This is a genomic window from Streptomyces sp. NPDC026062, assembly GCF_055568375.1.
Window position 1 is genome coordinate 107,838 of the sequence record NZ_JBVHOQ010000018.1, and the last position, 14,267, is coordinate 122,104.

General features: G+C 71.0%; 13 protein-coding genes. 5 read left to right on the forward strand and 8 right to left on the reverse strand.

Translation table 11 applies throughout. The features are described from left to right. Positions 1-37: 37 nt before the first annotated feature. A complete protein-coding gene (locus tag ACZ4LX_RS18535) occupies positions 38-1,621 on the reverse strand; it encodes a M4 family metallopeptidase (protein ID WP_467645348.1) in 1,584 nt (527 codons plus the stop codon). Positions 1,622-1,899: 278 nt separating this feature from the next. Next, positions 1,900-2,475, reverse strand: a complete 576-nt coding sequence (locus ACZ4LX_RS18540) for a TerD family protein (protein ID WP_467645345.1) — start codon at positions 2,473-2,475, stop codon at positions 1,900-1,902. A gap of 224 nt (positions 2,476-2,699) precedes the next feature. Here ACZ4LX_RS18540 and arfB point away from each other — a divergent pair, with 224 nt between their 5' ends. After that, positions 2,700-3,134 carry an alternative ribosome rescue aminoacyl-tRNA hydrolase ArfB gene (gene arfB / locus ACZ4LX_RS18545; protein ID WP_356319017.1) on the forward strand — a complete coding sequence of 145 codons (435 nt, stop codon included), beginning with the start codon at positions 2,700-2,702 and terminating at the stop codon, positions 3,132-3,134. Positions 3,135-3,232: 98 nt separating this feature from the next. On the opposite strand, the gene ACZ4LX_RS18550 is transcribed toward arfB, so the two are convergent. Beyond that, entirely contained in the window at positions 3,233-3,739 is a 507-nt protein-coding gene (locus tag ACZ4LX_RS18550) for a flavin reductase family protein (RefSeq protein ID WP_467645340.1), read from the reverse strand. Positions 3,740-4,111: 372 nt separating this feature from the next. On the opposite strand from ACZ4LX_RS18550, the gene cdgB reads away from it, so the two are divergent. Both cdgB and ACZ4LX_RS18560 read left to right on the forward strand, forming a co-directional pair. Further along, positions 4,112-5,758, forward strand: coding sequence for a diguanylate cyclase CdgB (cdgB, locus tag ACZ4LX_RS18555; RefSeq protein ID WP_467645338.1), 1,647 nt, complete (start codon positions 4,112-4,114; stop codon positions 5,756-5,758). 164 nt (positions 5,759-5,922) lie between these two features. Beyond that, a complete protein-coding gene (locus ACZ4LX_RS18560) occupies positions 5,923-6,912 on the forward strand; it encodes a carbohydrate-binding protein (protein ID WP_467645335.1) in 990 nt (329 codons plus the stop codon). Positions 6,913-6,987: 75 nt separating this feature from the next. On the opposite strand, the gene ACZ4LX_RS18565 is transcribed toward ACZ4LX_RS18560, so the two are convergent. The 5 genes from ACZ4LX_RS18565 to ACZ4LX_RS18585 form a co-directional block, all read right to left on the reverse strand. Then, complete coding sequence (locus ACZ4LX_RS18565; RefSeq protein ID WP_467645331.1) at positions 6,988-7,839, reverse strand: class II fructose-bisphosphate aldolase; 852 nt, start codon at positions 7,837-7,839, stop codon at positions 6,988-6,990. A 97-nt stretch (positions 7,840-7,936) separates the two neighbouring features. Then, positions 7,937-8,878: a 1-phosphofructokinase family hexose kinase gene (locus ACZ4LX_RS18570; protein ID WP_467645328.1), complete on the reverse strand. Its 942-nt coding sequence runs from the start codon at positions 8,876-8,878 to the stop codon at positions 7,937-7,939. Between the two features lie 184 nt (positions 8,879-9,062). Further along, entirely contained in the window at positions 9,063-10,217 is a 1,155-nt protein-coding gene (gene nagA / locus ACZ4LX_RS18575; RefSeq protein WP_467645326.1) for an N-acetylglucosamine-6-phosphate deacetylase, read from the reverse strand. Continuing rightward, positions 10,217-11,149: an ROK family protein gene (locus ACZ4LX_RS18580; RefSeq protein WP_467645324.1), complete on the reverse strand. Its 933-nt coding sequence runs from the start codon at positions 11,147-11,149 to the stop codon at positions 10,217-10,219. Before ACZ4LX_RS18580 ends, nagA begins: the two co-directional genes overlap by 1 nt. Positions 11,150-11,327: 178 nt before the next feature. Then, positions 11,328-12,236, reverse strand: coding sequence for an SIS domain-containing protein (locus ACZ4LX_RS18585; RefSeq protein WP_467645321.1), 909 nt, complete (start codon positions 12,234-12,236; stop codon positions 11,328-11,330). Positions 12,237-12,593: 357 nt separating this feature from the next. On the opposite strand from ACZ4LX_RS18585, the gene ACZ4LX_RS18590 reads away from it, so the two are divergent. Together ACZ4LX_RS18590 and ACZ4LX_RS18595 are read left to right on the forward strand one after the other, a co-directional pair. Further along, positions 12,594-13,808 carry an extracellular solute-binding protein gene (locus tag ACZ4LX_RS18590; RefSeq protein ID WP_467645654.1) on the forward strand — a complete coding sequence of 405 codons (1,215 nt, stop codon included), beginning with the start codon at positions 12,594-12,596 and terminating at the stop codon, positions 13,806-13,808. A gap of 89 nt (positions 13,809-13,897) precedes the next feature. Next, positions 13,898-14,194, forward strand: a complete 297-nt coding sequence (locus ACZ4LX_RS18595; protein WP_467645317.1) for a DUF3263 domain-containing protein — start codon at positions 13,898-13,900, stop codon at positions 14,192-14,194. The last annotated feature ends 73 nt before the right edge of the window (positions 14,195-14,267 follow it).

The following is a 14,267-nucleotide window of genomic DNA, read 5'->3' on the forward strand; positions in this document are numbered from 1 at the left end:
GGACGGCTGACCGGCTCCCGGGGCAACGCTGGTGGTGCTACTCGACGCTGACGCCGCTCCAGGCGGCGCTGACCGAGGCCAGCTCGGCGCTGTCCGCCCCGTACAGGTCGGTCGCCGCCTGCTCGGTCGCCTCACGGGCGCCCGCGTAGTCGGTGGTCGAGGTCATGTACTCGGAGAGGGCCTTGTACCAGATCTGGACGGCCTTGTCCCGGCCGATGCCGGTGACGGTGGAGCCGTCGGAGGTGGGGGAGTCGTAGTCGACTCCGTTGATGGTCTTCGCGCCGCTGCCCTCGGCCAGCAGGTAGAAGAAGTGGTTGGCGACACCGGACGAGTAGTGCACGTCCAGGTCACCGACGCTGCTGTCCCAGTAGTCGGCCGAGCCGCCGTCCTTGCTGGGCTCGTCCATGTAGCGCAGCGGGGTGCCGTCGCCGTTGATGTCGATCTTCTCGCCGATGAGGTAGTCGCCGACGTCCGTGGCGTTGTCGGCGAAGAACTCCACCGAGGTGCCGAAGATGTCGCTGGTGGCCTCGTTGAGACCGCCCGACTCGCCGATGTAGTCGAGGTTGGCGGTGGAGGCGGTCAGGCCGTGGCTCATCTCGTGGCCGGCGACGTCGAGGCCGGTGAGGGCGCTCTTGTTGTCGGCGCCGTCGCCGTACGTCATGCAGAAGCAGCTGTCGTCCCAGAACGCGTTGACGTACGCGTCGCCGTAGTGGACCCGGGAGTAGGCGGCCTTGCCGTCACCGGCGATGCCGTCGCGGCCGAGCGCCGACTTGTAGAAGTCCCAGGTCTCCGCGGCGCCGTAGTGGGCGTCGACGGCCGCGGTCTGGCGGTCGTCGCCGGTGCCGTCGCCCCAGGTGTCGTCGTCGTCGGTGACCAGGTCGCCGGTGCCGCTCTCGCCCTGGTTGAGGTCGTACGTCTTGTGGCCGCCCCGGTCGCCGTCGGTCAGCTCGAAGCCGGATCCGGACGCGGTGGTGCTCAGGTCGACCTGGCCGCTGTACTGGCTGTTGCCGATGCCGGCGGTCTCGATCTCCTCGTAGCTGTGCAGGACCTTGCCGGTGGTGGCGTCCGTGATGATGCGCTTGCGGCTCGGGGTGCCGTCCTTCTGCACCCCGGTCTTCACGGATTCGAGGGCGAGGACGGGCTTGCCGTTGCTCGCCCAGATCACCTTGCGGGCGCTTGCCAGGGTCTTGATCTTCGCCGTCGTGGACGGCACGGATATCTTCGCGTCCGTCGCCCTGGTGACGCTCTTGAGCGTGCCGTTGCTCGCGGTGTGGGTGACGAGGTCGCCGCCGAGGACGGGCAGTCCGGCGTAGGTGCGCTCGTAGCGGGTGTGGACCGTGCCGTTGGCGTCCTTGATCACGTCACGGACGATCAGCTTCTCCTGGCTGCCGAGACCCAGTGAGACGGCGGCCGAAGAGGCCTCGGTCTGGGCCGACTTGATGGCGGACGTCCGCGCGGAGGCGCTGTTGAGGGCGGGCGAGGCGGTGCGAGGAGAAGCAGAGGGTCCGTCACCGGGCGTGTTCGGATTGGCGTTTGCCGCACCGGTCTGCACTCCGACGACGACCATCGCGGCCACGGCGGCCAGGGCTGCGGCGCGACGGGTGTTCATGTGGGGGGTCATGTGTTCTCCGTTGCTCGTTCCGTGGGGGGTTACGAGCGGAGAGCGTGCCACCGAATGACCAATTCTGACGGTGTACTAACAATTGCCTCACAATTCTTTGACCAGTTCTTGTCCGACTGGGGTGCGACTGTGTCCGCTATCCGGCGGGCTTCCATCCATGGGGCAACACCGCGTGGCATGCGTCCCGTTGGGCGGGTTCGGTGCTGTGTGCGCACGCCGAAGCCCCCGGCCGCAGGACGTTCGGCCGGGGGCTTCGGTGAAGCGGGTGTTACGGAGCGTCAGAGGGAGACGCCGAAGTCCTGCGCGATGCCGCGCAGGCCCGAGGCGTAGCCCTGGCCCACGGCGCGGAACTTCCACTCGGCGCCGTTGCGGTACAGCTCGCCGAAGACCATGGCGGTCTCGGTGGCGGCGTCCTCGCTCAGGTCGTAGCGCGCGATCTCCGAGCCGCCGGCCTGGTTGAGGATGCGGATGTAGGCGTTCCGCACCTGGCCGAAGTTCTGGCTGCGGGCCTCGGCGTCGTAGATCGAGACCGGGAAGACGATCTTGTCGATGTCGGCCGGCAGACCCGCCAGGTTGACGTTGATCTGCTCGTCGTCGCCCTCGCCCTCGCCCGTGACGTTGTCACCGGTGTGCACGATGGTCTGGTCGGGCGTCGCCTTGTTGTTGAAGAAGACGAAGTGCCCGTCGGAGAAGACCTTCCCCGCGGCGTTGACCGCGATCGCGGAGGCGTCGAGGTCGAAGTCGGTGCCCGTGGTGGTACGGACGTCCCAGCCGAGGCCGACCGTGACGGCGGTGAGGCCGGGGGCCTCCTTGGTGAGGGAGACGTTGCCGCCCTTGGACAGGCTTACAGCCATGGGGAGTCCCTTTCATCTGTCGTGTGCGGGCTTCGTGCCATCACGAAGCTACCGTCACAGGTCATAACGCAGGCAGGGGACCGGGAGGTTCCTTCCGCCTTTACTTTCTTTACCGAACTGATGACGGAGCGCGCACGGACGGCGGAGGGGGGCGTGCCGCAAGAAGCGGACGGCGGAGGGTGCGCGCCAAAAGAAGGTGACGAATCCCCGCCGGGGCGGGGAACATGGGTGTCATGTCCGGGCCCTATGTCATCCGCGGTGCGGTCTCCCTGCCGGAGGCCGAGCTCATGTGGCGTTTCTCGCGGTCCTCCGGGCCCGGCGGGCAGCACGTCAACACCAGCGACTCCCAGGTGGAGCTGCGCTTCGACCTCGCCGCGACCGAGTCGCTGCCCGAGGTGTGGAAGGAGCGCGCGCTGGAGCGGCTGGCGAACCGGCTGGTCAACGGCGTCGTATCGGTCCGCTCCTCGGAGCACCGCTCGCAGTGGCGCAACCGCGAGACCGCCGCCGTCCGGCTCACGGCCCTGCTGGCCGAGGCCACGGCGCCACCGCCCAAGCCGCGCGTGAAGCGCAAGATCCCGCGCGGGATCAACGAACGCCGGCTGCGCGAGAAGAAACAGCGCGGCGACACCAAGCGTGGCCGCTCCGGCCGCGACTGGTAGCGGCGGCCCTTCCACTGTCTTCGACGGCGGCGGCCACTGTCTTCGACGCCCCGGAAGCGCGTCGGTCCCGCGGCCCGCGGCGCACCGAAGCGACGGCGTCAGCCCAGCTGCCGGTAACGCCCCCGGAAGTACGTGAGCGGGCTGCCGTCCCCGCTCGGCAGCTGCGCCCCGAGCACCCGGCCGATCACCAGCGTGTGGTCGCCCGCGGTGATCCGCTGCTCGGTCCGGCACTCCAGCGTGGCGAGGGCGCCCCCGATCAGGGGTGCGCTCGTGACCTCTCCCCGTACGTAGGGGATGTCCTCGAAGAGCAGCCGGTCGCTGATCCGGCCCTTCATGGCGAACCGTCCCGCGATGTGCCGCTGGCTCTCCGACAGTACGGAGACGGCCCACAGCGGCTGCTCCGCCAGCAGGTCGTCCATCCGGGAGTCGTTGCGCAGGCTCACCATGACCAGTGGCGGGTCGAGCGACACGGACATGAAGGCGGTCGCGGTCATGCCCACGTCCTCGCCGCGCCCGTGCTCGTCGAGCGGGGGCTCCTGCGCGGTGATCAGGACCACTCCGGCTGCCAGCCGGGCGAGGGCGCCGCGGAACTCGTCGTTGCTCACCCCCTCAGCATGGGGGACGGCTTCGGTACGCGGGGTGGGAGGCTTTGTCTGCAACACACCGGGCACGCTAGCCGTGGACGGCGGGCCTCCGCATCGGGCCAGGGGACCAGCCGGGTCCTAGGACCTGTCCGCCCTGGCCCCGCGGTGAAGAGGTTTGCGTTTTGCGTTCAGGAAGAGGGCGGGCGGCCGATCGGTGACACTTTGGACCCTTCACCACCTGTTGTGACTTGAGTCACAGAGTGCAATATTTGTTGACCCTGTGTACCGGGTGCACAGCTCACTGTGATTCAGTGGCCGTGACACTGCAGTAAGTACGTTTAGTGCGTCGATATGAAATCTGGAGTGCTGTCGAGGTCTCGGGGAGTGCGAGCGATGGAGGCCGAGTCGGAGCCGTACGTCCGTCTTGCGACGATGCGGCAGCTGCACCAGGCCGTGGCCGATCTCAATACGGCGCGGAGCCTGGCCGACACGCTGCAGACCGTCGCCGACGGAATCGTCGACGGTCTCGGCTACGAGCTTGCCTGCGTCAACCTCGTCCGTCCCGACGGTGATCTCGTCGTCGCCGCGTTCGCCGGCAACAACGCGGCGGAAGCGCTGATCACCGGCCGCGTCGGCTCCCGTACCTCCTGGGACCGCCGGCTGGTCATGGGGGAGACATGGGACGAACTCCGCTTCATCCCCCATACCGATGGCTGGGTCCTCCTCGACGACGACGTCCCCCAGTGGCACACCGAGGGCCCCGAGCCCCGCTTCGAGGACGAGTGGCACCCGCAGGACCGGCTCTACGCCCCCATGTACGCCTCGGGCGGTGGTCTGGACCTCCTCGGTGTCATATCCGTCGACCGCCCCCGCAACGGCCGCCGTCCCGGCGCCTGGGGCCGTGAGGCGCTTCAGATGTACGCGTCCCAGGCGGCCATTGCGATCAGCAACGCCAGGCTCCGAGCAAACATGCAGCGCGCCCTGGTCCGTCTGGAGCGCGAGCAGCAGGCGCTGCGGGCCAGCGAGGAGTCCTTCCGGCAGGCCTTCGAGTACGCCCCCAGCGGCATGGCCATCGCGGAGATGGGCGGCGACCAGCACGGCAGGCTGCTGCGCACCAACGACGCCCTGTGCCGGCTCCTGGGCCGCCCCGCCTCGGTGCTGCGCCGCTACTCCTTCGCCGATCTGGTCCACCCCGAGGACATCGGCACCCTGCTCCGTACCTCCGCCGAGGGCGGCCGTGCCGAACTGCGGCTGGGCCGCCGGGACGGCACCTATCTCTGGGTCTCGCTCCGCAACTCCGTCGTCGCGGACACCGCGGACGGGCCGCGCTTCCTCCTCACCCATGTCGAGGACATAGAGGAGCGCAAGCGCCATGAGCTGAACCTCGCGCACCGCGCCTCGCACGACGCCCTGACCGGGCTGCCCAACAGCGCGGAGCTGCGGGCCCGGCTCGGCGCCCGGCTGTGCGAGCGTCCGCACGCGGTGGTCTCCACCGATGTGGAGGTCCTGGACGCGGCGTACGGCGATGTGGACGAGGCACGGGCGGCCGGATTCCCCGACGGCTTCGACGCGGGGCGGGGCGTCGGTCCGTACGACCATCATGTGCATTCCGTCGCACCGGACACGGTGAACGACGACGGGGCCAAGGGGCTCGCGGTCCTCTTCTGCGACCTGGACGGCTTCAAGTCGATCAACGACCGCTTCGGTCACCACACGGGTGACGCGGTTCTCATCGAGGTCGCCCGCCGGCTCACCACCTGTGTCCGCGACGGGGACACCGTCGCCCGGCTCGGGGGTGACGAGTTCGTCGTTCTCGCGGACGGGCTGGGGGCCGCAGACGCCGCGGACCTGGCCGTACGCCTGCGTAACGCCATCATTCCGCCCATCAGGGTCGACGGCCGGGCGGTACGGGTGGGGGCGAGTTTCGGTATCGGCTGGGCCGCGTGCGGCATGACGGCCGAAGAGGTGCTGCGCTCCGCCGACCAGCGGATGTACGTCGAGAAGCGGTCGCGTTCGAAGGTTCACCGCCGGGCCGGCTGACGGCCGTCGGCCCGTGGTCCGGGGGGTGAGCCGCCTGCCCCGCCCCGGTTCGCGCGGCACCTCCGGCAATTCTTGACGTGAGCCGTTCGGGGTAGGCTCGGCCGGTCGGCAACGTCCGGCGATATTCGGCGACGGCTGGCGACATGGTGAGGAGTGACCCAGGGATGGCCGGGAACAACGGCGCGAGCACACCCGAGGACGACGATCCGTTCGGCTACCTCTACGAGGACGGTCGGGCAGCCGGCGCGCAGCCGCCGGGACAGGGTGGCTACGGCTACCCGGGTCCCGCCGCGCAGCCGGGCGTGCCCCGCACCTCGTACAACCAGGTGCGGACCGTCGGTGAGCGCCAGTACGGGCAGGTGCCGCCGCAGCAGGCGTACGGGCAGCCCCAGGCGCCCTACGGTCAGCAGAACGGGCAGTACGGCCAGCCGAATCCGCAGTACGCCGCCCCGGAGACGTACCCCGGTGGTGGTGCCACCGCGCAGGTGCCGCAGCAGGGCGGCCGCGGCAGCGGCGGCGGTCCCGGCAGGGGCGGTCCGAACACCAAGGGCCTGCTGATCGGGGCGCTCGCGGTGGTCGCGGTCGTGCTCATAGGCATCGGCGTCGCGCTGATGACGGACGACGACGACAAGGGTAAGAAGAAGGAGGAGGCCACGTCCTCCTCGGGTCCGGCCGGTGAGGTCGAGCAGTCGCCGACCCCGGAGCCGTCCGAGAGCTCCGAGGCCCCCGTCGAGCTCCCGAAGCAGGACGCGGCGTCGCTGAAGCTCGGCGGCGACGCGGGGCTCGACAACAGCGTCAAGGGCGCCAAGAGCAGCAACGGGCAGTACATCAACCTCAACGCGGTCGGCCGGTCCGCGACCTGGTCCGTCGAGGTGCCGGAGGACGGCGAGTACACGCTGTTCGTGACGTACGGCGTGCCCGGCAAGGACGCCAAGACCTCCCTCACGGTGAACGCCGAGGCCCCCCGCTCCATCAACATGACGAACTTCGCCAAGGCCCCCGAGGGCGACCTGGAGAAGGGGTGGACGACGACGTACGCCTACGTCAACCTCACCAAGGGTCCGAACACCCTGATGATCTCCTGCAACGAGGGCGACCAGTGTGACGCCAACCTGGACCAGCTGTCGCTGAAGGCCGGTCACCAGACGCGCTGATCCGTTCCGCCGTACACGTTCCGGCCCCCTCGCCACGCGGCGAGGGGGCCGGTCCGTTTCTCCCGTGCGGCCGGCTCAGCCCATCAGGGCCAGGAACCCGGCCACTGTCGCGGCCATCGCGTCGCGGCCCGGGGCGATGTACTTGCGCGGGTCCACGCCCGTGGTGTTCTCGGCGAGGTGGGCGCGTACGGCTCCGGTGAACGCGGTGTTCAGCGCCGTGCCCACGTTGATCTTGACCATGCCGGAGGCCGCCACGGCCTGGCGGATCTCCTCGTCGGGGACGCCGCTGGAGCCGTGCAGGACGAGCGGTACGGGGACGGCGTCGCGGAGCCGGCCGATCAGCGCGTGGTCCAGGGCGGCGGTGCGCTCGGTCATGGCGTGCGAGGAGCCGACGGCGACGGCGAGGGCGTCGACACCGGTGGCGGCGACGTACGCGGCGGCCTCGGCCGGGTCGGTGCGTACCCCGGGGGCGTGGGCGTCGAGTGGTGCCTCGCCCTCCTTGCCGCCGACCTTCCCGAGCTCGGCCTCGATCCAGATACCGCGTGCGTGGCCCCAGGCGACCGCTGCGGCGGTGGCCCGGACGTTCTCCTCGTAACCCAGCTTCGAGGCGTCGAACATCACCGAGCCGAAGCCCGTGTCGTGCGCCTGGTGCAGCAGCTCCACGGACTCGACGTGGTCGAGGTGGAGGGCGAGCGGGGCCGAGGAGGTGCGGGCGACGGCGGCGGCCGCGGCGGCGATGGGCGCGAGCCGGCCGCCGTGGAACTTCACGGCGTTCTCGGAGATCTGGAGGATGGCGGGGGCCCCGGCACGCTCCGCACCGGCGGCGATCGCCTCGGCGTGCTCCAGGGTGATGACGTTGAAGGCGGCGATTCCGCGTCCCTCTGCCTGGGCGGCGGAGACGAGTTCACCGGTGCTGACGAGCGGCATGCTGACCTCTGCTGTTTCCCCGGGCCGGTGGGAGGGGCCCGATTCCGACGCGGCGCTCGGGCCGCCGGTTGCGTGTTCCTCGGTACCGGCGCGGTGTTCAGGCCGCCGGTGCGTGCTCCTCGATACCGACGCGCGGCAGCAGCTCCTCGTACGCCGCGCGGTCGAAGTCACCGGCTGTGGGGGAGAGCACGGTCGCCGTCGACAGTGCCACCGCCCGGCGCAGCCGGTCCGGCCAGTCCAGGTCCTCCACGAGTCCGGAGAGCAGTCCGGCCACCGCGGAGTCGCCGGCCCCGGTCGGATTGCCCTTCACGGACTCGGGCGGGGACGCCTGCCAGGTGCCTTCGGGGGTGACCGCCAGCATGCCGTCGGGCCCCAGTGAGGCGATCACCCCGTGCGCGCCCCGGCGGCGGGCGTCGCGGGCGCCGCGCAGGGGTTCGCGGGCGCCGGTGAGCTGGGCGAGCTCGTCGGCGTTCGGCTTGATCAGGTCGGGGCGGGCGGCGATGCCCCGGCGCAGCGGTTCCCCGCTGGTGTCCAGCAGGACGGGGACCCTGGCGGTGCGGGCGAGGCGGACCAGTTCGGCGTAGGCGCCGACATGGATGCCGGGCGGCAGGCTGCCGCACAGGGCGACGGCGTCGGCCGCGGCGAGCAGTTCTCCGTACGAGGCGAGGAACGCGGTCCACTCGTCGGTGGTGACGTGCGGTCCGGCTTCGTTGAACTGGGTGGTGTCCCCGGTGGCCCGGTCGGCGACGGCCAGGGTGCGGCGGGTGCTTCCGGCCACGGGCACCAGGGCGTCGGTGACGGTGGCGGGGCCGGCGGGAAGGGCGGCGAGCAGTTCGCGCAGCACGGCTCCGGTGGTGCCTCCGGCGAAGCCGGTGACGACGCTCTCGTGACCGAGTGCGGCGAGCACGCGGGCGACGTTGATGCCCTTGCCGCCGGGGCGTTCGGAGAGGTCGGTGACGCGGTGGCTGGAGTGCGGTACGAGTGCCGGTACGCCGTAGGTCAGGTCGAGTGCCGTGTTCAGCGTGACCGTGAGGATCACTTCGGCCGCCCCCTCGATCTGTGTGGAGCGCGGATCCCTGCCGGAACGCGCTTTCCTGTCTGGTTCCTACGCGATCATGTCAAAGAGAGGGGCGGTCGGCCCAGATCCCCGGGCCAACCGCTGTCTCTTCGTTACGTATGCGGGCCGCGGCTCGCATACGTCACGCCTGCGGCCTCCGGCCGGATCAGCCGGCCTGCGGCCGGACGATCCACTCGCCCTTGCGCATGACGCCCTTGAGCCGGAACGCGTCGTCCAGGACGACGAGGTCGGCGTCCTTGCCGGGCTCCAGCGAGCCGACCCGGTCGTAGACCCCGAGGAGCCGGGCCGGGTTGGCGGAGATGGACTGCACCACGTCGCCGACCGGGATCCGGTCGATGGTGACGGCCCGGTGGAACGCGGTGTCCAGGGTGAGGGTGGAGCCCGCGATGGAGCCGCCCTCGACGAGCCGGGCTACGCCGTCCTTGACCTCCACGGCGAGCGGGCCGAGCTGGTACTGGCCGTCGCCGAAGCCGGCCGCGTCCATGGCGTCGGTGATCAGCGCGACGCGGTGGGCGCCCGCGTGGTGGTAGGCGAGCTCCAGGGCGGCGGGATGCAGATGCGTACCGTCGTTGATGAGCTCGACGGTGATCCGCTCGTCCTCCAGGAGGGCGGCGATCGGGCCCGGTGCGCGGTGGCCGAGGCCGGGCATCGCGTTGTAGAGGTGCGTGGCGACGGTGGCGCCGGCGTCGATCGCCTCGACGGTCTGCTCGTACGTGGCGTCGGTGTGGCCGATCGCGGCGATGACACCGTGCTCGGCGAGCAGCCGTACGGAGTCGATGCCGCCGGGCAGTTCGGTGGCGAGCGTGAACATCTTCGCGGTGCCGCGTGCCGCGTCCATCAGCTTGCGGACCTCGGCCGGGTCCGGGTGGCGCAGCAGGCCCTCGCTGTGGGCGCCCTTGCGGCACGGGGAGATGAAGGGGCCCTCGAAGTGGATTCCGGCCAGGTCGCCCTGTTCGACCAGTTCGGAGAGGATGCCGGCCCGTTCGGCGAGGAAGTCCATCTCGCCGGTGACGGTGGAGGCGACCAGGGTGGTGGTGCCGTGCTCGCGGTGGGTGCGGACGCCGGTGAGAACCTCGTCCACGGTGCCGGAGGTGAAGGAGGCGCCGCCGCCGCCGTGGTTGTGCATGTCCACGAAGCCGGGAACGATCCAGTGGCCGGTCAGGTCGACGGCCGGGGCGTCCTCCGCCGAGCTGCCGGCGATGCGGGTGCCATCGACGATCACCCGGCCGTTCTCGACGGTTCCGGTGGGGAGCACCACCCGGGCACCTGCGAGAACGGTGCTGTCTGCGCGTCCGGCCATCAGGCGGATACCTCCGTGGAGAGAAGATCCCAGGCGAGCAGCCCTGCGCCCAGGCATCCGGCGGTGTCCCCGAGGGCCGCCGGGACGATGTGGGGCAGCTTCTGGAACGTGACGCGTTCCTCGACGGCCGCACGGAGTGGTGTGAACAAGGTTTCCCCGGCCTCGGCGAGACCGCCACCGATGATGATCGTGCGGGGGTCCAGCAGGGTGAGCGCGGTGACCAGCCCGGCGGAGAGCGCTTCGACGGCGTCGAGCCATACCTCGACGGCCTTCGGGTCGCCCGATTCGACGGCCTTGGCGCAGTCGGCGGCGTCGGCCTCCGGATCACCGGACGCGACGGCCCAGGCCCGGCTGACGGCGGACGCGGAGGCCAGTGTCTCCAGACAGCCGCGCTGGCCGCAGGGGCAGTCCGGGCCGTCCGGCCGGACCACGATGTGGCCGATCTCGCCCGCGTAGCCGTGGGCGCCCGCCTCGATGGTGCCCGCGATGCCGATGGCTCCGGCGATCCCGGTGCCCAGGGGCACGAAGAAGAAGCGGTCGGCGCCCTTGCCCGCGCCGATCCGGCCCTCGGCGAGGCCGCCGGTCCTGACATCGTGGCCGAGGGCCACGGGTACGCCGCCGAGCCGCTCGCCGAGCAGCCTGCGCATGGGGACGTCGCGCCAGCCCAGGTTCGTCGCGTAGACGGCGATCCCGTTCTCGGCGTCGACGATGCCGGGCACGGCGACGCCGGCCGCGAGGGCGCTCTCGCCGAGGTGTTCCTGGCCGTACGCGCGCAGATCCGCGGCGAAGGCGAGGACCGACTCGACGACCGCGTCGGGACCGCGCTCTCTGCCGGTCGCGCGCCGAGCCTCGTAGAGCAGGGCGCCATCGGCCCCGACCAGTGCGGCCTTCATTCCGGTGCCGCCCACATCGAGGGCGATGACGTGTTTCACGGGAAACAGTTTCGCCCGACGAACCCCAAAAGGTCTAGTCCACTATCGTTGTTTGTTGCGCATCCATACAAAATCGGGGTCACAAGCAGGGGGCAACCCGCCGACATGGGGCGCAACACTCCGGCGGGTGCGGTGCGGGCATTCCGCGAGCCGCCGCGCCCCGGGCCGGGAAGACGCCCTACGCCGGCAGGATCACGCTGCGCGACAGATTGCGCGGACGGTCCGGGTCGTAGCCCTTCGACTCCGCGAGGGCGACGGCGAGCCGCTGCGCCCGGATCAGGTCGGCCATCGGGTCGGCGGACGGGCGGGCGACCAGCGTCCCGCCGACCGCCGCGACTTCGCCGGCGAGCCCTTCGGGCGGCGTGCCGAAGACCCACGCCACCCGGTTCGGACCGGTGATCGCGATCGGGCCGTGCCGGTACTCCATCGCCGGGTAGGACTCGGTCCAGGCGCCCGCCGCCTCACGCATCTTCAGCCCGGCCTCCTGTGCGAGCCCGTAGCTCCAGCCGCGCCCCAGGAACGTCCACTGCTCGGCCCCGACCACCGCCTCGTCCAGCGGTTCGGTCACCGCCCGCTCCGCGTCGACGGCGGCCTCGGCGACCGTCTTCACCCCGGCCGGGAGCGGGCCGGCCGCTTCGAGTCCGGCCCGCAGGAAGGCGAGCGCGGTAGTGGCGAAGCGGGTCTGGACGACCGACTCCTCGTCCGCCCAGTCCAGTACGGCCACCGTGTCGGCGGCCTCCATGACCGGCGTCTTCGGGTCGGCGGTCAGCGCGACCGTGGCGGCCTTGCCGCGCAGTTCGCCCAGCAGGGCCAGCACCTCGCTCGTCGTGCCGGAGCGCGTGATCGCCACGACCCGGTCGTACGCCCGCCCGGCCGGGAACTCGGACGAGGCGTAGGCATCCGTCTCGCCCTGCCCGGCCGCCTCCCGCAGCGCCGCGTAGGCGATGGCCATGAACCAGGAGGTGCCGCACCCGGTCACGGCGACCCGCTCGCCCGGACGCGGCAGCCCGTCGAAGGCCGCGCCCGCCTCTGCGGCACGACGCCAGCAGCTGGGCTGGGTGACGATTTCTGATGCGGTACGGGACATGTGGGACGGCTCCTTGCGGCTGGGCGGTGACCGGTGCGGCTCGGTCGCACCGGGTGCGGGGCGGAGGTGTCCGACAGGGCGGACGCCGCGAACGGGCTGGTCCGGAACAGTGAGGACCGGCCGGGCGGGCCGGCCGAGACCTCCTTAGCAGTCGCCCGGCGTCCCGTGCAATGCCGCTGTGCCGGGGAAACGGGTCCCCATTGGTGTAGACCTCCCGCCCGGGGGTGGTGCAAAATCGCACCTCATCCGGAAGGACCCGTGTCGGCATGGGGTCCGCGAGTGGTGCGATCTACGAGAACGGACTGGGCTGTGCAGCGGCGTTACTGGGGACTGACGGCGGCTGTCGCCGCACTGGGGATGACGGCCACGCTCTCGGGCTGCGGCGGCAACGGCTCGCACGAGGTCACGCTGAAACTGGTCGCGGCCGACTACGGCACCGGCGAGGCCAACAAGTCCGCCACGTACTGGGACGGGCTGGCCCGGAGCTTCGAGGCGTCCAACCCCGGCATCAAGGTCGAGGTGACCGTCTATCCGTGGACGGACATCGACCGCGAGGTCGCCGAGATGGTCAAGGCGGGCGACGCCCCGGACATCGCGCAGATCGGCGCGTACGCGGACTACGCCAAGGCCGGAAAGCTCTACCCGGCCGACCAGATGCTCAGCATCCCCACCCAGGCCAACTTCCTGCCGAAGCTCGCGGAGGCGGGCCGGTACAGCCGTACCCAGTACGGGCTGCCGTTCGTGGCCAGCACCCGGCTGCTCTTCTACAACAAGGGCCTCTTCAGCCAGTCGGGCCTCAAGGCCCCGCGCACCTGGGACGACATCGCCGCCGACGCGGCGGAGCTCGGCCGGCGCGGGGTGAAGTACCCGTTCGCGCTGCCGCTGGGGCAGGAGGAGTCCCAGGCCGAGACCATGATGTGGCTGCTCAGCGGCGGCGGCGGTTACACCGACGACGTCGGCTCGTACGACATCGACTCCGCCGAGAACATCAAGACCTTCGACTGGCTGAAGTCGAACCTCGTCGACAAGGGTCTCGTCGGCCCCGTGGCCCCCGGCGAACTCGACCGGGCCAAGGCCTTCGCGGCGTTCGGCAGGGGCGAGGTCGGCATGCTCAACGGCCATCCGACCCTGATGGAGGAGGCCCAGAAGCAGGGCGTGGACGTGGGCATGGTGCAGCTGCCCGGACCCCACGGGCCCATCACCGGGTCGATGGGCGTCGCCGACTGGATCATGGGGTTCAAGCAGCGCGGCCACCGGGTCGAGATGGGCAAGTTCTTCGACTTCATGTTCAGCGACAAGAACGTGATCGCGTTCGCCGACAGGTACGACCTGCTGCCGGTCACCGAGACCGCGTCCGCCGCGATGGAGGACGACGCCGCGTTCAAGCCGCTGCACAAGTTCCTGGCCGCGCTGCCGGACGCGGAGTTCTACCCCTTCGGCAAGACGTCCTGGGCGAAGACCAGCGAGTCGGTCAAGGAGAACATCGGCAAGGCCGTCGAGCCGGGCGCGAACCCGGAGAGCGTGCTCGAACGCATAGCGCAGGAGTCGACGGCCGCGGAGGACGCGGAGTAGCGGAGCGGCCGGCCGGGTACTACCGGACCTGTGCCCGGCCCCGCAGCCCGGATCTGTGCCTCCACCGGCTCCGCAATATATTGGCTGATATGACCACCCTCCCCCCGAACGGACCCGACGGCCCGAACGGCTCCGACGGTTCCGACGGCCTCCACGGCGCCGTCCCGCTGTCCGACCGGGACCGCGCGGTGCTGGCGGTCGAGCGGCAGTCGTGGGCGGGGCCCGGGGCGAAGGAGCGGGCGATCAGGGAACAGCTCGGCATCTCCCCGACCCGCTACTACCAGCTGCTGAACGCCCTGCTGGACGACCGGCGGGCACTGGAGGCGGACCCGGTGACGGTGAACCGCCTCCGCCGTGTGCGGGAGGCCCGGCGGGGACGGCGGTGACACCCGGGCCGGGCGGTCCGGAAACCGACCCGGCCGACCGGGCCGACCCGGCCGACGGGCCCGGTGCGACGGG